We start from the raw sequence: 18,223 nt of genomic DNA on the forward strand, positions 1-18,223 counted from the left end.
GGTGAACGACGAACAAGCTCCCTCGCGCGGATCCGCTGCCGCGCTCGAACCCGAGTCCCCTGTGCTCGACCCCGCGGCGCTCGCGGACCGACCTGCGCCCCTTGCTCAGCCCGGCACCCGAGGGCAGGTGGATGGGGGAGCGGCCCCGGCCTCGTCCCTGAGCCTCACCGAGCGACTCCTCGCCTGGGTGCGCGAATTCATTCAATTCGGCATGGTCGGAGCCACCGCGTACATCGTCGACGCCGGACTGTTCAACCTGCTCCAGCACGGGCCGCTCGGCGTGCTCGCCGGTCACCCCAACACCGCGCAATTCGTCGCCGCCGCGACCGCGACCCTGTACTCGTGGATCGCCAACCGCCTGTGGACCTACCGTGGACGCACCCAGGCAAACGCCACGCGCGAAGCTGTCCTCTTCTTCTTCGCCAACGCCTGCGGCATCGGCATCACCCAGTTCTGCCTCTTGTTCACCCACCACATCCTCGGGTACACCTCGGCGCTGGCAGACAACATCGCCGCCTACGTCGTCGGCTTCGCCCTGGGCACCGCGTTCCGCTTCTTCTTCTACCACTACGTGGTCTTTACAGGACATACGCGCGCGTAGGTTCGAGGCGCGGCTGTAGGGTCGAAACGTGAAGGAAACGGCAGAGCACTACCCGACCCCCGAAGAGTCCATCGCCACGATGGTCACCATCGACGACACCGCCCTCGTGTTCGAAGGCGGCGGCATGCGCAACGCCTACACGGCCGCGCTCGTGAACCGACTCATCGCCGAAGGCATCAACTTCCCCCATATTTCCGGGGTTTCTGCGGGTTCCAGCCACCTGTGCAACTTCACCTCCCGCGACGCGCAGCGTTCCCACGACACCTTCGTCGACCTCGTCGAAGACCCCGAATTCGGCGGACTCAAGCACTTCCGCAAGGGCCACGGCTACTTCAACGCCGAGTACATCTACCAGCAGATCTGCTACCCCGACGGCGCCCTGCCCTTCAACATGGATGCGTTCCTGGCGAACCCGGCGACCACGCGCGTCGCCACCTTCAACGCGTCGCGTGGGCAGGTCCGCTGGTTCTCCAAGGAAGAAATGAGCACCCTGGACACGCTCGGACCCATCATCCGCGCCTCCTCCACGCTGCCGATCCTCATGCCTCCCGTCGAGATCGACGGCGACACCTATGTCGATGGTGCGCTCGGCCCCAACGGCGGCCTGCCCTTCGACCAGCCCCTGCGCGAGGGCTATCGCAAACTCCTCGTCGTCCTCACTCGCCCCCGCGACTACGTTAAGGGCCCCATGCCCGCCAGCGTCGGCGCGCTCCTGCGTACCGCCTACCGCCAGTTCCCCTCCGTGTTCGAGGGCGTGGCTCGCCGCCCCGACCGCTACAACGCGGGACGCCGCTTCCTCTTCGAGCTTGAGGAACGAGGCCAGGCCTACGTGTTCGCCCCCGACAACCTGTGGATCAACAACACCGAGTCGCGGCGCGAACGCCTGGAAGCGACCTACCGTGCCGGCCTGGTGCAGGCCGTGCGCGAAATGCCCGCGATCAAGGCGTTCCTGGGGCTGTAGGCTTTCCTGTTCCTGTTCCTGTTCCTGTTCCTGTGGTGGTGCTTGTTGCGCCGCTGGTGTTCCGGGCGCCGCGTGTGCTTTGTGGGGCCGGGCTGCCCGCGTGATTTCCAGCCGCCGCCTGATCTCCGGCCGCCGCGTGGCCTGCTGTTTTTGGGTGTGTCTGCTCTGTGCGCTCGTGGGCGGCGGCCCGCCCGCGAGATCGCCACACGCGAGCTTCGCTCGGAGTGGTCGATCTCGAGGCCCGCCCTGGCCCTGCCGCCGCCCACGAGCGCCGCAGCCACACTCCTATTGCCCCGCAGGCCCTGCGGTGGTCTCCAATCGGGCGGGCATGTGTGTGCCCTGGCCCCGCCGCCCACCGGCACCGCGGCCAGGCCCTCCGGTCCCTCCGGCGCCCTCCACACCAGTGGTGCCTGGCGTGCTGCTGACATGTGGTTCGGCGCGTCGTCTCGAAGCCCGGCCAGGCCCCATAGGCCAGGCGGTTCGGTTCTTTGAAACCCCTGTCGCCTTTGCGCGCTCGTACGTGCCTGGGGTTGAAACCGTCATCACCTTTGCGGGCCGGCGAGGTGCGCCAGTTGAAACCACCATCGCCTTTGCGGCTATGAAACGGGCGATTTTGGTGCGTTTTTTGGTTGCAGTGGTGACGGTGGTTTCAACGGTTGCTATTCAAGGGCGCGCAGTGGTGATGGGGGTTTCATGCTGACCTGCAGCAGCGGTCGTAGAGGTGTCATTGGTTTCAATATCGCCACGTCGCCGCTTCCTGCGCGCGAAAAAGGTCGCCCTGCTCGGTCTGATGGTGGACGCGAGCGTGACTATATTCGCCCTGCAGGCGAAAAAGTACCCAAAATTGGCGTTTTATGGCGTGCTGGGCGAATTTTGTACCGGATGCGCTGATGAAGGGCCTGTGTCGGGCGAGTTATGTCCCGGACCTTGCATCTAGGGCCTCTTGCTGCCGATATGTTCCTGGATCTGCGGGACGACTAGATGTTGCCCCACGATCTCGTGCTATCTGGCCGATCTGTTTCTCGGTCTGCGGCGCGCCCAGATGCGCCCCCTAGATGTAGGGCTCGTGTCGGCCCCTAGATCTAGGGTGCGCCTCCCGTTGGAGGCGCGCGTGGGTGCCTCGCTCAGACCCCATGCGACCGCCTTTCCGCATGATTCCGGCCATTTCGCCAAAAATGCCACTCACCCCTATATCTAGGGGCGCTTAGTCGCCAACGACCCCTAGATGTGCGGGTGCGACACGCCCAAGAGTGCCACCAAAGAGTGTGACGCTCGACATCTTTCAGGTGGTTGGCAGGTGGTTATGCACAGGGTGGTGATGCGCTCGTCCACAGGGTGCACAGGTGTGTGTGAGGGTGGTGGAGACCCCTAGATGTGCCCGTGGGTTAGTCGCAAACCCCAATGTTTGCGCGCATCTTCGCGCACCTGTGCGGAGGGGGCGACAAATCGCAAAGGCCTCTCCGAGATCCTGACCGCTCGCTCCATCCACAGACCCCTCCTGCCTCGTCCACAGTTGGGGCGGCGCACACAACATCTAGGGGGCGCTTGCGTGGGCGGCCACGAGGTGTAGTGTTGTCGTGTTCGCGGCGAACGAGCCGCCAGAAAGACAACACAGGATGCCAACGTCCGGCCTCGAGCCGCAAGGAGACACGAACATGTCGATCACCGTCTACTCCAAGCCCCGCTGCCCCCAGTGCGACGCGACCTACCGCGCCCTCGACAAGCAGGGCGTCTCCTACGAGAAGATCGACGTCACCCAGGACGCGGAATCCCTCGCCTTCATTAAGGGCCTCGGCTACCAGCAGGCCCCCGTCGTCGTGGCCGGCGAGGATCACTGGTCCGGCTTCCGCCCCGACCGCATCAAGGCCGTCGCTGCCGCAGCTGCCCCCCTGGCGCTGCAGGCCTGAGTCGCGCCGACAAGTCCCGGCCGCGAGGCCGGGGCTTTCGCGTATCTGGGCGGGAACGGGGCCGGGGCGCACCCCTCGGTGGATATGGGGAAATGAGCGGCCAACTGGCCGTGAGGATTTGCCGCCCACGGCCGCATACATACGCCGCCAGCGACTGCGTGCCCTCGCCAAGCCGGCCGCGTCGATCATCCCACATGGGACACGCGTGCGAGGCAACCCCGCCCGGGCCTCGGGGGTGAGACACTAGAGATTCAGCATCCCGCCTAGCAGGAAGGATCACCATGGGCATCGTCGTCTACTTCTCGTCGGCGACGGGCAACACCCGCCGTTTTGTCGAAAAGCTCGGCCTCCCGGCGGCGCGAATCCCGTTGCTTCCCAAGGATGAACCCCTGCGCGTGACCGAGGAGTACGTGCTCGTCGTGCCCACCTACGGCGGCGGAAATCTCAAGGGAGCGGTGCCCAAACAGGTCATCAAGTTCCTCAATGACCCCGACAATCGGGCCCTGTGTAGGGGCGTCATCTCGTCGGGAAACACTAACTTCGGCAAGGCCTACTGCATCGCGGGCGACATTATCGCGGCCAAGCTGGGGGTCCCCCACATGTATAAGTTCGAGCTCCTCGGTACGCCCGAGGACGTCTCCAGAGTTCGCGAAGGACTGGAACAGTTTTGGCAGAAAACTACACCGACACAGGCGTAGAGGAAGCTCCCTCCCCGGAGCTGGACTACCACGCGCTGAACGCGCAGCTTAACCTGTACGACGCGAACGGACACATTCAGTTCGACGCGGACCGTGCGGCGGCTCGCCAGTACTTCCTCCAGCACGTCAACCAGAACACGGTGTTCTTCCACGACCTGGAAGAGAAGCTGAAGTACCTGGTAGACGAGGGCTACTACGAGAAGCACGTCCTGGACCAGTACGACTTCGCGGACATCAAGGAGCTGTACAAGCAGGCCTACGCCCACAAGTTCCGCTTCCCGACGTTCCTGGGCGCGTTCAAGTACTACACGTCGTACACGCTCAAGACTTTCGACGGTAAGCGCTACCTGGAGCGCTTCGAGGATCGTGTCGCCATGGTGTCGCTGTACCTGGCGCGCGGCGACATCGAGCTTGCTCGTAGCTTCGTGGACGAGATCATGACGGGCCGCTTCCAGCCTGCCACCCCGACCTTCCTCAACGCCGGTAAGGCGGCGCGCGGCGAGCTGGTCTCCTGCTTCCTGCTGCGCATCGAGGACAATATGGAGTCGATCGCGCGAGGCATCAACTCGGCCCTGCAGCTGTCCAAGCGCGGTGGCGGCGTCGCCCTGCAGCTGACGAACCTGCGTGAGTCGGGTGCCCCCATTAAGAAGATTCAGAACCAGTCCAGCGGCGTCGTGCCCGTCATGAAGCTGCTCGAGGACTCCTTCTCCTACGCGAACCAGCTGGGTGCGCGTCAGGGCGCGGGCGCTGTGTACCTGCACGCGCACCACCCGGACATCATGCAGTTCCTGGACACCAAGCGTGAGAACGCGGACGAGAAGATCCGCATCAAGACGCTGTCCCTGGGCGTCGTCATCCCGGACATCACGTTCGAGCTGGCCCGCAAGAACGAGGACATGTACCTGTTCAGCCCCTACGACGTGGAGCGCGTGTACGGCGTGCCCTTCTCCGAGATTTCGGTGACGGAGAAGTACCACGAGATGGTGGACGACGGCCGTATCCACAAGCGCAAGATCAACGCTCGTCGCTTCTTCCAGACGATCGCGGAGATCCAGTTCGAGTCCGGCTACCCCTACATCGTCTTCGAGGACACGGTGAACAAGGCGAACCCGATCAAGGGTCGCATCACCATGTCGAACCTGTGCTCGGAGATCCTCCAGGTGTCCGAGGCTTCGACCTACAACGACGACCTGTCCTACGCCCACGTCGGCAAGGACATCTCCTGCAACCTGGGCTCGCTCAACATTGCGAAGACCATGGATTCCCCGGACTTCTCCAAGACGATTGAGATGGCGATCCGCGGCCTGACGGCCGTCTCGGACCTGTCGGACATCGGCTCGGTCCCGTCGATCGCCCGCGGCAACGCGATGAGCCACGCGATCGGCCTGGGTCAGATGAACCTGCACGGTTACCTGGCGCGCGAGCACGTGCACTACGGGTCCGAGGAGGCCCTGGACTTCACGAACATGTACTTCATGACGGTCCTGTTCGAGGCCATTAAGGCCTCGTGCAAGATCGCGCGTGAGCGCGGCGAGACCTTCGAGGGCTTCGAGGAGTCGAAGTACGCGTCGGGCGAGTTCTTCCGCAAGTACATTGACGAGGAGTGGGCCCCCACCACGGACAAGTGCCGTGAGCTGCTCGCCGCCTCGTCGATCAAGGTCCCGACCCAGGCGGACTGGGAGGCCCTGGCGGCCGACGTCGCCACGTACGGCATGTACAACCAGAACCTGCAGGCCGTGCCTCCGACGGGTTCCATCTCGTACATCAACAACTCGACGTCGTCGATTCACCCGATCGTGTCCCGCGTGGAGATCCGCAAGGAAGGCAAGATCGGCCGCGTCTACTACCCGGCGCCCTACATGTCGAACGAGAACCTGGAGTACTACCAGGACGCGTACGAGATCGGCCCGGAGAAGATCATTGACACCTACGCGGTGGCCACCCAGCACGTGGATCAGGGCCTGTCGCTCACGCTGTTCTACCCGGATACGGTGACGACGCGTGACCTGAACAAGTCCTACATCTACGCGTGGAAGAAGGGCATTAAGACCCTGTACTACATGCGCCTGCGCCAGATGGCCCTGGAGGGCACGGAGGTCGAGGGCTGCGTGTCCTGCATGCTGTGACGTGACGCCCGTTTGTCGGGTGGTGCGGGGGTCGGGAAACCGGCCCCCGCACCCTTTTATGTGGGACGAGGCCGGGGCGGGCCGGGAGCACCGGCGTGAGGTTGGGGCGGGCTGCGTCGGGTTGTGGTGAGTGGTGAGAAGGGACAATGAGGCGGAACTTCCGTGTTGCAGAGGTTGCTCGTATGATGTGGGAGGATAAGATCCCACAATCTGACCGGAGCTATTGATGAGCGACCCCTCCAATCCCTACGGCTCGGGCGGTGCGACCCCCTACGGCAGCCAGCCAGCGTACGGCGCCCAGGCCTCGTACGGTGCCCAGCCTGCCTATGGACAGGCCCCCGTCGTGCAGCAGCCTGCATACGGTACCCAACCCGCATACGGTGCCCAGGCCTCGTACGGCGCGGGCGCTTCCTACGGGCAGCCGATGTACGGCCAGGTCGTGTACGCCCTGAACCCCGCCGTCGAGCGCGTGCGTTCAAACGCGTCCATGGTGCGCATCATGTCTTTCGTTAGCTTTGTGACGGTCGGGCCGCTCCTGTCGTTCGGTGCGTGGTTCTGGAGCATGAACCTCCTCAGCGAGGCCGAGAGCCTGGGTGCCCCCGAGGACGTGCTGAGGGACGTGCGCGGTGCCCGAACGACGGCTCTCATCTGCGGAATTGTCGGCATCGTGCTGTTCGGTCTTCTGATCGCCGCGCTCTTCCTCTCTGTCTGGCTCGTGGAATCTGCGAAGTGATTGGTTGTTGACATGAGTGACGAACAGATGCCCTCGCGGGCAATTCCGGCCGGCTGGGACTGGCCTCAGCAAAGCGACGGGCCGGTCGCGCCCCAGGTGGGAGCTCCCGCCTCGTCGTGGTCGAACGCTCCCGCCCAACCGCAGGCCCCTGCCCCCGCGCAGTTTGCGCCCCCGGTGGGTGCGCCCGTGAACGTCGCGCCCGTCGCGCAGCAGTCGCCCTACGCTCCCGGACACAGCGGGGTCGCGGCCGCCAGTGTGGCCCCGGCGTACGGCACCCCTGCTGCGTATCCCCAGCAGGGTGCACCCGCCCAGCCGATGCCGTCCTACGGCCAGCCGAGCGCCTATCAGGCGCAGCCTGCGCCCGTCGCCCAGCCGATGCAGCAGGCCGCCACCCCGCAGTACGGCGTGAATCCGCAGGCCGCGTACGCGAGCCAGCCGGTGCAGCCGTCCACGGATCAGCTCCGGCAGCTGGCCTTCTCCCGCCTCAAGTCCAACGCCACCGTCGCCATCGTCATGTCCTTCGTGTGGTTCTTCACGACGCCGGTCATTCTGCTGCTCGCCAACGCGGTTCGGGCGCAGCGCCTGTGTACCCACGCCCGGGAGATCGACGCTCCGTCCGACGTGACACGGAAGGTGAACACTGCGCGCGGCATTGCGTTCGGCATGCTCCTCCTGCAGGTGAGTCTGATTATCTTGCTGATTGTCTCGGAGAACATGCGTTAGCGATCTAGTGGCGGCCGTTGTGTTCGTAGTAACTAAAGGTCGTTTTGTTTATTTTTGTACTCTCGCGTCGGCTACGATGACAGCCGTATCCGATCGACACAAGCCATTTGGAGTCACTCATGAGCGATCCCGTGAACGCCTACCCCGCCGCCGGCCAGGACCAGCCCCAGCAGGCCTACGGCCAGCAGCAGGCTTACGGTCAGCAGCAGGCTTACGGTCAGGCGCAGCCGGCGTACGGTCAGCCCGTCTACGCCCTCAACCCTGAGATTGAGAGGATCCGTTCGAACGCGTCGACGGCCCGCATGCTCTCCTTCGTGAGTTTCCTGTTCGGCCACCTCCTGCTTGCCGGTGGCATGTGGATCTGGGCCAACAAGCTGGTCGAGGACGCCAAGATCCTGGGCGCCCCGATGGACGTGATGGCCGATGTGGAGAATGCTCGCTCGGCTGCGAAGATCTGCTCGATCATCCAGATCGCGCTCATCGCTGCGGGTTTCTTGTTCTTCATCATCTTGATGGTGATCGTCGGCGCGACTGCGGCCGCCAACAGCTGACGTATCGTTACGTGTGGGGCCCGAGGAAACGGCGAGTTTCCTCGGGCCCCAACGCATAGTGGTTGACGACCGCTGCTACGATAGCGCCCATCGTCATCCGCACGGAACTATCTGGAGTGCACCATGAGCGATCCGGCTTACCCCTACGGGGCCAATCCTGCGAGTGCGCAGGATCCCTACTCGCAGCAGACGCCCTATGGTCCGGCTGCATCCGCGCCGTACGGCCAACCCGAGGCGGCGTACGGCCAGCAGCCTGCCTACGGCATGCCCAATGGGACGGCGTACAGTCAGCCCGCGCCGGCCTATGCGCAGCCGTACTATGTGAGTTCAAACCTTGCGGCCGTCGCAAACCTGCGTTCCAATGCGCAGCTCGCCATGATCTTGGCTGGCGTGAGTTTCCTGACTGTCTATCTGCTTCTCTCGTTCCCCGCGATGGTGTGGTCCTTCACGCTGCGCACGAAGGCGAAGGACCTGGATGCCCCGCAGGACATCAAGTCACTGACGAATACCGCGGTGGTCGTCACGTCCATATGCGCATCACTCCAGCTGCTCGTGCCTCTTGCCTTTTTCCTCGCCTTTTTCCTCAGTGAACGATAAGTCGTGTGCTGATACCACCTTGCCACCCGTGAGACTCGCGCGACAGCGTCGACTCTTCACACCCCGGAGCCTGTAGGAACGGTGATGCCGTTTCCGCAGGCTCCGCCTGTATTCTTGAGGGTATGACTCCCCGATACGAAGCACCCTCGCGCTCGACGTCCGGAACCGACGCAGACCTCCTCGATCAGCTGCGATACGCGGACGGGCGCCCCTACGGCTTCTACAAGAACGCCCTGGGTGCCTGGGATTACGGGGACTTCACCCTCGCGATCGATCACGTGCAGGCCGATCCCTACGCCCCGCCCTCGTCCCTGCGTGCCTGGTCGACACCCGAGGCCATGGGACTGCCCGAGGCCGCCCTGGCCTCGTCCGACGCGCGCCTGGCGGCCGCGGACTTCATCGCACGCTCCTTCGACGAGGCTATCCGCGCCCGCGACACCCGCGACGTGTCCATTGCCCGCGCCGGCGCCCTCATCCTCCAGCGCTCCTACGCGACCGTCCTACCCGACCGCGTCGAGGTCCGCTTCCAAGTCAAGCTCCCCGCGCGCGGACGCACGATCCTCGGCAAGAGCGCCGCTCACCTCTTCGATGTGGACGTGCCCAACATCGTCATGGACTGCTTCGACTTCGTCTCCGAGGACCCGGCCACCACCCGCAAGCGCTCCCGCCTCCTCGGCCACGTCGCCGCCTACGAGGACTACCGCGCCCTCCAGGGAATCCTCGAGGAACGCGGCTGGGTGTCCTTCGTCGCCGACGACGCCCTGTTGGCGCGCCGATCCGGCGTGTCCGAAACACCCCTGACGGGTGACGGCGTCGTCGCTTTCAATGCCCCCGAGACCCTGCGCGCCACCGTCACCCTGCCGCACGCCGGCGAGGTGTCGGGCATGGCGATCCCCCCGGGCCTGACCCTCATCGTGGGCGGCGGCTACCACGGCAAGTCCACGCTCCTGGAGGCCATCGCCCAGGGCGTGTACGCGCACATCCCCGGCGACGGCCGCGAGCTCGTCGCCACCGACCCCACCGCCACGAAAGTGCGCGCCGCCGACGGGCGAGCCGTTACCGGCGTTGATATCTCGCCGTTCATCACCCACCTGCCCGGCGGCGCCGACACCACCTCCTTCTCCACCGAAAACGCGTCCGGCTCCACCTCGCAGGCCGCCTCCATCATCGAATCCCTCGAGCTGGGCGCCCGCACGCTCCTCATCGACGAGGACACCTCCGCGACCAACCTCCTCATCCGTGACACGCGCATGCGCGACCTCGTCGCCGCCGAGAAGGAACCCATCACGCCCCTCGTCGACCGCGTCACCTCCCTCACCGAGGCCGGGGTCTCCCTCATCATGGTCGTCGGCGGCTCCGGCGCGTTCCTCGACGCCGCCGACCGGGTCCTCATGATGGACAACTACCGCTGCCTCGACGTCACCTCCCGCGCACGCGAGGTCGTGGCCAACCTGCCGCGCCCCCGCACCGACGCCCCCACCAGCTGGGAGGCGGCACCCCGCGTGCCCGCCGCGAAGGCCCGCGTGGACCGCCCGCGCACCAAGGCCTCGGGCACTTCCGTGCTGACGATCGACCGCTCGACCGTCGACATTTCCGACGTCGCCGCAGTCGTCGACCCCGGGCAGGCCGAGGCCATCGCCTGGTGCGTGCGCGGCGTCCTCGAGGAGATGGCCGGCAAGCAGTCGATGCCCGACCTCATGGCCAAGCTCGGACGGCGCCTCGCCTCCGAGGGCCTGGACGCCGTCTGCAAGTTCGGCGCCCGCTCCTACCCGGCGTTCCTGGCGCGCCCGCGCCTCATCGATGTGGGCGCCGCCATCAACCGTTATCGCGGGCTGTCCCTGCGCGAGCCGCGCGGCGAGGCTGTTGCGAGCGAGGTTTCCGAGTCGTAGTTGCTTGTGGCCCCACGGGTGTTCCGTGCGCCGGAGGGCCCGGCCGCCCGCGAGGCTAGGCGGCCTCACTTCGTTCGGCGCCGCGCCTCGAAGCCCGCCCGTGCCCTCCGGTCCCTCCGGCACCCTCCACACCAGTGGGGCCGGGTCGCTGTGCTAGCCCGGCCAGGCCCCGCCACCGCCCATGGGCCCGCAGTCAGGCCGTGCCGACCAGGCGGCCCGGTTGTCTGAAACCGGTGTCGCCTTTGCTCATGTGTGGCTGTGTGGGGTTGAAACCGTCATCGCCTTTGCGTGTGAGAAATGGGTGTTTTTGGTGCGGTTTTTGGGTGCAGTGGTGATGTCGGTTTCAAGGGGCCCTTGTTGGGGGTGAGCAGTGGTGTTGTTGGTTTCAATGTCGCCATGGTGTCGCGTCTGGTGCGCGAAAAAGATCGCCCGGCGGTGCTGTGTCATCGCGAAAGTGCGAAAAAGTTCGCCCAACGCGCTCAAATTGGCCCAAATTCAGCGTTTTTGCGCTTGCTGGGCGAGTATTTTCGCGGAAGAGCCGCTGGAGGGGCCGTGCTGGGCAAGTTTTTTCGCGCCAACCGACCCTGCGTCGATCTTGGATGCGATGCGGTGCACTTCAGGCTGGCTGCGATGGGGGTTTTACGCCATGCGAAGCCCTCTGACGGCGTGTCGTCGGCGTGTCGGAGGCTTGGATGGCGTCATTCCCCCCGATTGGTGGCGGCGCGGCCGCGCTGTTTGATGTGAACCGACCAATTTCGCACGTAATTCCCCTGTGACTCTTTCAGGATTTGAATTGGCATCGTTGGAATTGCAACGATTCTGAAGGTTGTTGAAAGTTCACGCAATCGAATTACGTGCGAAATTTCTGGTAGGTGTTTGCGCCTTCACTCATGGGAACCGCAGCTAGGCAGCCCAACCAGGCATCGCAGCCACGTACTGCAGCTAGGCGCCGCCGCAGGACGCCCGCAAGCACATAACACGGGAATATCAACGGTCGTAGCCCCGGGGTAGGGCGGCCGAGCATCCCCGAGGGTACCCCGGGTAGTCTCGGGGATGAATCAGGGGAAACCTCCGTAGCGGTGACGCGCACCGCAGGCGCACGATGGATACATGAACACGAACACGACAATCGCGCAGGCCCCCGTGGCCGACCAAGGGGCCCCGGCCTCGTCCATCGTCCGACTCCAGGGCGTCTCCAAGATCTACGGAAGCGGCGACGCACAGGTGCGCGCCCTCGACGACGTGAGCGTCGGCTTCGGCGCCGGCGAATTCACCGCCATCATGGGCCCCTCCGGCTCCGGCAAATCCACGATGATGCACATCCTCGCCGGCCTCGACGCCCCCACCTCCGGGCACGTCTTTGTCGAAGACACCGACATCACCGCCCTGAAAGACACCGCGCTGACGAAGCTGCGCCGCGACCGCATCGGCTTCGTGTTCCAGTCCTTCAACCTGGTGCCCACCCTGGACGCGCGCGCCAACATCCTCCTGCCCATGCGCCTGGCCGGGGCCACCCCCGAGAAGGAATGGTTCGACCTCATCGTCAACTCCCTGGGCATCGCGGACCGCCTGAGTCACCGCCCCTCCGAGATGTCCGGCGGCCAGCAGCAGCGCGTCGCCGTCGCCCGCGCCCTCATGAGCCGCCCCGCCGTCATCGTCGCGGACGAGCCCACCGGCAACCTCGACTCGCACTCGACCACCGAGGTCATGGACCTGCTGCGCCGCGCCGTCGACGAACTCGGCCAGAGCGTCATCATGGTCACCCACGACACCGCCACCGCCGCCTACGCGGACCGCGTCCTCGTGTGCCGCGATGGACGCATCGTTTCCGACCTGCGCGACGTCACCGCCGACTCCCTCACCGCGGCGCTGCGCTGAACGCGCGCCCACTCCCCAAGGCTCACCTCATGTCTGCAACAAACTCCCTCCTGAGCGCTAACCTGCGCTCCCACGGCCGCCGCTACATCTCCACCGGCCTGGCCGTCGCCATCTCCACGGCCTTCATCGTCATCACCCTCATCGTCATGACGGCGATGACCTCGGGCCTGACCTCCAGCGTCTACAGCCAGTACCGAGGCGGCACGGTCGTCGTCTCCCAGAACAAGGACGCGACCGACGAGTCGACTCAGCGCGCCGAAGAAATCCTGCGCTCCACCAGCGGCGTCACCGCCATCAAGCACATGGCCCAGTGGCCCGCCGACGCCCAAACCGACGCGACTCGCGCCGGCCTCTACGTGTCGCCGCTGGCCCCCAAGCCCTTCGCCGACCTCGACCTGAGCGCCGGAACCACCCCGACCGCCGACGACCAGATCGCCATCCCCGAGCACACGGCCTTGACCCTCTCGCTGAAGGTCGGCGACACCGTCCGCGTACGCGCCGGATTCACCGAGGGCGACTACCGCACCCTCACCATCGTCGGCACCACGCGCTCGAACACCATCAGCATGGGCGTGCCCGCCAGCTACGTGACCGACGGCGGATTCTCCGCGATCTTTGGAACGACCGCCTCCGGCCAGTTCATCGTCGCAACTTCCGGATCGGATACGGACAGCAACGCAAACCCTCCCAGCGCCACCCAGGACGAGTGGGTGGCAACAGCAAACTCCGCGCTCAGCGGCGTCTCGGGCGTGACCGTGACCAGCGTGCACAAGGCAATCCAGGACGACCTCAACCAGGCGCGCCTGGGAGCGTCCGTGACGATGGGCATCATGCTGATCTTCCCGGCGATCGCGGCGCTCGTGGCCTCTATCGTCGTCTCCTCGACCTTCCGAGTGGTGCTCACGCAGCGCACCCGCGAACTGGCGCTGCTGCGCACGCTGGGAGCAACCAGGCGCCAGGTCCGCTCGCTCGTGACCCGCGAGGCCCTCGCGATCGGAGCGATCTCGTCCGCGATTGGCGTCGCACTCGGCTGGCTGATTGGCGCGCTCGCGGAGGCGGGCACCGGCCTGGCCTCTAGCGTCGTCGCGGCGCTGGCGGGGGCCTCCATCTGGCAGCTTGTGTTCACGTGGCTGGGCGCCACCCTGTTCACGACCCTGGTCGGCGTCTTCCCGGCCCGCGCCGCCTCCCGCGTCGCGCCCGTCGCCGCCCTCGCCCCCGTGAACGAGGCCGGGGCCGCCGCCCGCAAGAAGCACACCGTCCGCTTCATCATCGGCGCGCTCGTCGCGGTGGCCGGCTGCGCCTCCGTGGCCCTCGCGTGGCGCTCGGATAGCGGCGGCACGAAATTCCTTGGGGCTTTCGGCGGGTCACTCCTGGCCCTCCTTGGCGCGCTTCTCGTCGCCTCCGTGCTGCTGCCGGCCCTCACCCGCGCGTTCGGCTCGGTCTTCCCGGGCACGCTGTCCGCCATGGCCCGCGAGAACACGATGCGCAACCCCGGACGCACCTCCGCGACCGGCACCGCGATCATCATCGGCGTGACCCTCGTCGTCACCATCATCGTCGGCGCCGCATCCGTGCGCACCACGCTGACCAACGCCGTGAACGACGCCCGACCCTTCGACCTCATGGCCACCTCCACGAGCGGAGCGCTCACCGACGACCAGCAGGCCGCCATCGCGGCCACCGACGGCGTCGCCGCCACCGTCGCCCAGTACGCCGCCCCCGGCACCCTGACGACCACCTCGGGCGCGCCCGCCTACGCTTCCGGTGAGGGAACCGGGGCGGAGGACGAGGCCCAGGCCTCGTCGGTGATGATCACCGGAGAACCCGACTACACGGGCGTCACCCACTCGACCGTCACCCAGCTGGGCGATAACCAGGTGCGCGTCGGCGACGAGGCCCTGGCCGGGCAGACGCTGCGCCTGTGCGCCGACACGTGCGTGGACCTGAGTGCCACCTACGACAAGAACGGCAGCGTCGGGGAGGCCCAAGTCTCTGAGAGGACCCTGCGATCCATCGCGACCTCGCTCGAGCGTCAGGCGATCATCATCAAGATGGCCGACGGGGCTGACGCCGAGACCGTCCAGGCTGCGCTGCTCAAGGACTCGCAGCTGAGCGTTAACGGCTCCGCCCTGGAGCGCCAGATGTACACGAAGATCATCGACAAGCTGATGCTTGTCCTCGTCGGACTGCTCGGCGTGTCCGTCCTCGTGTCCCTGGTGGGTGTGGCCAACACGCTGTCCCTGTCGGTCGCCGAACGCATCCGCGAAAACGGGCTGCTGCGGGCGCTCGGCCTGACGCGACGCCAGATGAAGAGCCTCCTCGCCCTCGAAGCGCTGTTCCTGTCGATGACCGGTGCGCTGATCGGCGTCGGCATGGGCGTCGCCTTCGGGTGGGTCGGCGTCATGAGCCTGCCGATTGATGGGGCTACTCCCGTGCTGAGCGTGCCGTGGCTGCAGCTGGTCGGCGTGTGCGTCGTGGCCATTGTGTCCGCGCTGATCGCCTCGTGGCTGCCCGGCCGCCGGGCCGCCAAGGTCAGCCCCTCGGAGGCGCTGGCGACGGAGTGATTGCTTGTTGACTGCGGTTGGTTGACTGGTGTTGATGACGGGTGGGGTGCCGCGAGGCGCCCCACCCGTTGGTATGGTGGTGCTGTGTGGCCCCGCTGGTGTTCCGGGCGCCGCGTGTTGTTGCTTGTGGCCCTACGGGTGTTCCGGGCGCCGGAGGCCCCGGCCGCCCGCGAGGCTAGGCGGCCTCACTTCGTTCGGCGCCGCGCCTCGAAGCCCGCCCGTGCCCTCCGGTCCCTCCGGCGCCCTCCACACCAGTGGGGCCCGGTGTGCTGACGTGTGCTTGTGCGTCGCCTCGAACCCCGGCCAGGCCCCGCCGCCGCCCACCGGCACCGCAGCCTGGCCCCGTAGGCCTCGCGGTGGCCGCCGATTGGGCGGGCCTGCTTGTGTTTTGTTACAAACGTCGTCAATCCGAGGAGTTTTTTGTGGGGATTCTTGTGTGGTTGTTACAAACGTCGTCAATCCGACGCCTTTTTCATTGAAAATACTGGTTTTTTGGCTCAGATTGACGACGTTTGTAACAGAGGCTGTTGAAGGGCGTTTCAAAATGCTCCAGTTTGACGACGTTTGTAACGCATGGCTGCCGTAAGCGGTGAGTCCTCGCCCAGCAAACCATGGGGTGGCCTCCGATTGGGGCGGTAATGGGGGTTTGCGCCATGCGAAGCCTTCTGACGGCGTGTCGCCGGCGTGTCGGAGCTTTGGATGGCGTCATTCCCCCCGTTTTGAGGCTCTGAGGTCGCAGCTTGGGGTGGTGCGGCGCCGAAAACACAGACCACCTCGGTGAAAAACGCTGAAAACGGGCTGTCGTGGGCGAGGTGGTCTGCGTTTTGGGCACAAAGGTGTCTGGCGCGGTGCATGTGCTCGCACGTGAGGCCAGTATCCGGAGTGCTCACCCGATAGATCGCACGTTAACCCACTGACCTGCACGTAAACCCTTTGATACGCACGTAAACCCCTAGACATGCACCTGGGCGGCGCTGCCCACACGCATGTCATCGGGTTAACGTGCGGACTTAGTGGCCCGTGCGCATGTTATCGAGCCCAGGTGCGCATGAAGGGGCCCAGGCCGCCACCCATCGGGTTGACTGTGCAGGCGAGCGAGTGTGTGGGCCCCGCAGGCCTCAGCACTCCACGACGTTGACGGCCAGGCCGCCCTCCGAGGTCTCCTTGTACTTCGAGAGCATGTCGTTGCCGGTCTGACGCATCGTCTCAATGACCACGTCGAGGCTCACCGTGTGGCGGCCGTCGCCCCACAGGGCCATGCGCGCCGCGTTGATTGCCTTGACGGCCGCGATCGCGTTGCGCTCGATGCACGGCACCTGCACGAGGCCCGCCACCGGGTCGCACGTCAGGCCCAGCGAGTGCTCCATCGCGATCTCCGCCGCGTTCTCCACCTGCTGCGGGGTGCCGCCGAGGGCCTGCGCTAGGCCAGCGGCCGCCATCGCCGAGGCCGACCCGACCTCGCCCTGGCAGCCGACCTCAGCGCCCGCGATGGACGCGTTCGTCTTAATAAGGGCGCCGATCGCCGTCGCCGCCAGCAGGAAGTCGTGCACGAGGGCGCGGCGGCGGGCTGCGCAGGCCTCGGGCGACGCGGGATCGTCCGAAGAAGTCTCCGAGGAATCCTCCGTCGTCATGCGAATGTGCGCCAGCGGGGTGACCGCGCCGTCCTCCGTCGCCGGACCCGCCGCCACGCCGGGCGTCGACCCCGTCTCCGGGCAGTGCGTCACCAGGTAGCCCAGGACCGCGGGGATCACGCCGGCCGCGCCGTTCGTCGGTGCGGTCACGACGCGGTGGCCCGCCGCGTTCTCCTCGTTCACGGCCAGGGCGAAGAGGTTCACCCAGTCCATCGCCCGCATCGGGTCGGCCACGGTCGACACCCAGGCGCGTGCACCGGGGGAGCGCACGCCCTCCGCGGGAGATGCGCTCAAGGAGGCCCCGGCCTCGTCCGTCGAAGCCTGAGGGATGCCCGTCAGGCGCTCCGCGAGCTTGCCGGCGAGCGCGCGGGCGCGGCGCGGCACGTCCAGGCCGCCCGGCAGGATGCCCGCCGCCGACGTGCCCGCATCCACGCAGTCGAACATCGTGTCGGCGATGCGATCCAGGTAGGCGTTGACGGTCTCGTGGGGGCGCACCGCCTCCTCGTTCCTGCGCACGAGCTCCGCGATGCTCAGGCCGGACGCGTCGCACGCGGCGAGCAACTGCGCGCCGGATACGAATGGGTGCGGCGCGGGAACGTCGATGCCGACGCCCGCCTGGCTCGTCGCGAGCGAAGACACCTCCGGGTTCTGTGGGTCGTCATTCGTCTGAATCATGACGAAGCCGCCGCCCACCGAATAATAGGTGCGCTCCAGGATCACGGTGCCGTCATCGTCGGAGGCGGTGATCGTCAGCGCGTTCACGTGATAGGGCAGGACCGTGCGCGGCACGAAACGCACGTCCTCGGCGATGTTGAGGGGGACCTGCGTGCCGCTCGGCAGCGTCAGCATGTTCGACGAGGCCAGGGTCGGCAGGATGGACTCCACCGTCTCGATGTCCACCGTCTCTGGGTCGTAGCCCGCCAGGCCGAGGAGGACCGCGCGGTCCGTCGAGTGACCGCGGCCCGTCGCACCCAGCGACCCGAACAGGTCAATCGTGATGTGCGACGGCGGCTTCAGCGTCGTCAGCTCCGTCGTGAATGCCAGACCCGCGCGCATCGGACCCACCGTGTGCGACGAGGACGGCCCGATGCCAATGCGGAACATGTCGAAGACCGACAGGGGGTGCGGCGCATCGTGCGCGGCCACCTCGCCCGAGACGATAGCTGCGGGCGTGGGACGCGACGGGTCGTACGTCGTGACAGATGCGCCAAGGGCGACGGGGCGAAGATCCATGGGGACTATTGTGCAGCAGCCGCCTGGGGGAATGCCTGTTGTGGCTGTGGCCCGCCAGATCTCCGGCGTTGCTCTGCCCGCCAGATCTCCGGCGTTGCTCTGCCCGCCTGATTTCCGGCCGCCGCGTGGCC

At 66.2% G+C, this 18,223-nt stretch carries 15 protein-coding genes; 14 read left to right on the forward strand and 1 reads right to left on the reverse strand.

Annotation, left to right across the window (positions count from 1 at the left end):
* Window position 1: 1 nt before the first annotated feature.
* The 14 genes from FBF35_RS00680 (at window position 2) to FBF35_RS00760 (ending at window position 15,228) form a co-directional block, all read left to right on the forward strand.
* Window positions 2–601: a GtrA family protein gene (locus FBF35_RS00680; protein WP_082632832.1), complete on the forward strand. Its 600-nt coding sequence runs from the start codon at window positions 2–4 to the stop codon at window positions 599–601.
* Window positions 602–629: 28 nt separating this feature from the next.
* The gene (locus FBF35_RS00685; protein WP_060566147.1) at window positions 630–1,562 is read left to right on the forward strand and encodes a patatin family protein; all 933 of its coding nucleotides are present in this window, start codon (window positions 630–632) and stop codon (window positions 1,560–1,562) included.
* A 406-nt stretch (window positions 1,563–1,968) separates the two neighbouring features.
* The gene (locus FBF35_RS10465) at window positions 1,969–2,262 is read left to right on the forward strand and encodes a hypothetical protein (protein ID WP_157843479.1); all 294 of its coding nucleotides are present in this window, start codon (window positions 1,969–1,971) and stop codon (window positions 2,260–2,262) included.
* A 955-nt stretch (window positions 2,263–3,217) separates the two neighbouring features.
* Complete coding sequence (gene nrdH, locus FBF35_RS00705; RefSeq protein WP_016460788.1) at window positions 3,218–3,469, forward strand: glutaredoxin-like protein NrdH; 252 nt, start codon at window positions 3,218–3,220, stop codon at window positions 3,467–3,469.
* Window positions 3,470–3,750: 281 nt separating this feature from the next.
* A complete protein-coding gene (gene nrdI / locus FBF35_RS00710) occupies window positions 3,751–4,167 on the forward strand; it encodes a class Ib ribonucleoside-diphosphate reductase assembly flavoprotein NrdI (RefSeq protein WP_060566148.1) in 417 nt (138 codons plus the stop codon).
* Window positions 4,137–6,293, forward strand: a complete 2,157-nt coding sequence (nrdE, locus tag FBF35_RS00715) for a class 1b ribonucleoside-diphosphate reductase subunit alpha (RefSeq protein ID WP_060566149.1) — start codon at window positions 4,137–4,139, stop codon at window positions 6,291–6,293. Before nrdI ends, nrdE begins: the two co-directional genes overlap by 31 nt.
* 226 nt (window positions 6,294–6,519) lie before the next feature.
* Window positions 6,520–7,026 carry a hypothetical protein gene (locus FBF35_RS00720; RefSeq protein WP_060566150.1) on the forward strand — a complete coding sequence of 169 codons (507 nt, stop codon included), beginning with the start codon at window positions 6,520–6,522 and terminating at the stop codon, window positions 7,024–7,026.
* Between the two features lie 12 nt (window positions 7,027–7,038).
* The gene (locus tag FBF35_RS00725) at window positions 7,039–7,749 is read left to right on the forward strand and encodes a hypothetical protein (protein ID WP_131726621.1); all 711 of its coding nucleotides are present in this window, start codon (window positions 7,039–7,041) and stop codon (window positions 7,747–7,749) included.
* Window positions 7,750–7,868: 119 nt separating this feature from the next.
* Complete coding sequence (locus FBF35_RS00730) at window positions 7,869–8,300, forward strand: hypothetical protein (protein WP_060566152.1); 432 nt, start codon at window positions 7,869–7,871, stop codon at window positions 8,298–8,300.
* A 123-nt stretch (window positions 8,301–8,423) separates the two neighbouring features.
* Window positions 8,424–8,897, forward strand: coding sequence for a hypothetical protein (locus FBF35_RS00735; RefSeq protein ID WP_060566153.1), 474 nt, complete (start codon window positions 8,424–8,426; stop codon window positions 8,895–8,897).
* 122 nt (window positions 8,898–9,019) lie between these two features.
* Window positions 9,020–10,786 (forward strand): ABC-ATPase domain-containing protein, encoded by a 1,767-nt coding sequence (locus FBF35_RS00740; protein WP_060566154.1) that lies wholly within the window; start codon window positions 9,020–9,022, stop codon window positions 10,784–10,786.
* Window positions 10,787–11,083: 297 nt separating this feature from the next.
* Window positions 11,084–11,530, forward strand: a complete 447-nt coding sequence (locus FBF35_RS00750) for a hypothetical protein (RefSeq protein ID WP_157843480.1) — start codon at window positions 11,084–11,086, stop codon at window positions 11,528–11,530.
* Between the two features lie 366 nt (window positions 11,531–11,896).
* The gene (locus FBF35_RS00755) at window positions 11,897–12,664 is read left to right on the forward strand and encodes an ABC transporter ATP-binding protein (RefSeq protein WP_060566155.1); all 768 of its coding nucleotides are present in this window, start codon (window positions 11,897–11,899) and stop codon (window positions 12,662–12,664) included.
* A gap of 29 nt (window positions 12,665–12,693) precedes the next feature.
* Window positions 12,694–15,228: an FtsX-like permease family protein gene (locus FBF35_RS00760; RefSeq protein WP_060566156.1), complete on the forward strand. Its 2,535-nt coding sequence runs from the start codon at window positions 12,694–12,696 to the stop codon at window positions 15,226–15,228.
* 1,118 nt (window positions 15,229–16,346) lie between these two features.
* On the opposite strand, the gene FBF35_RS00765 is transcribed toward FBF35_RS00760, so the two are convergent.
* Entirely contained in the window at window positions 16,347–18,092 is a 1,746-nt protein-coding gene (locus FBF35_RS00765; protein WP_060566157.1) for an L-serine ammonia-lyase, iron-sulfur-dependent, subunit alpha, read from the reverse strand.
* Window positions 18,093–18,223 lie beyond the last annotated feature (131 nt).

Origin of the sequence: Schaalia odontolytica (assembly GCF_005696695.1) — a bacterium.
GTDB classification, from domain to species: Bacteria; Actinomycetota; Actinomycetes; order Actinomycetales; family Actinomycetaceae; genus Pauljensenia; species Pauljensenia odontolytica_C.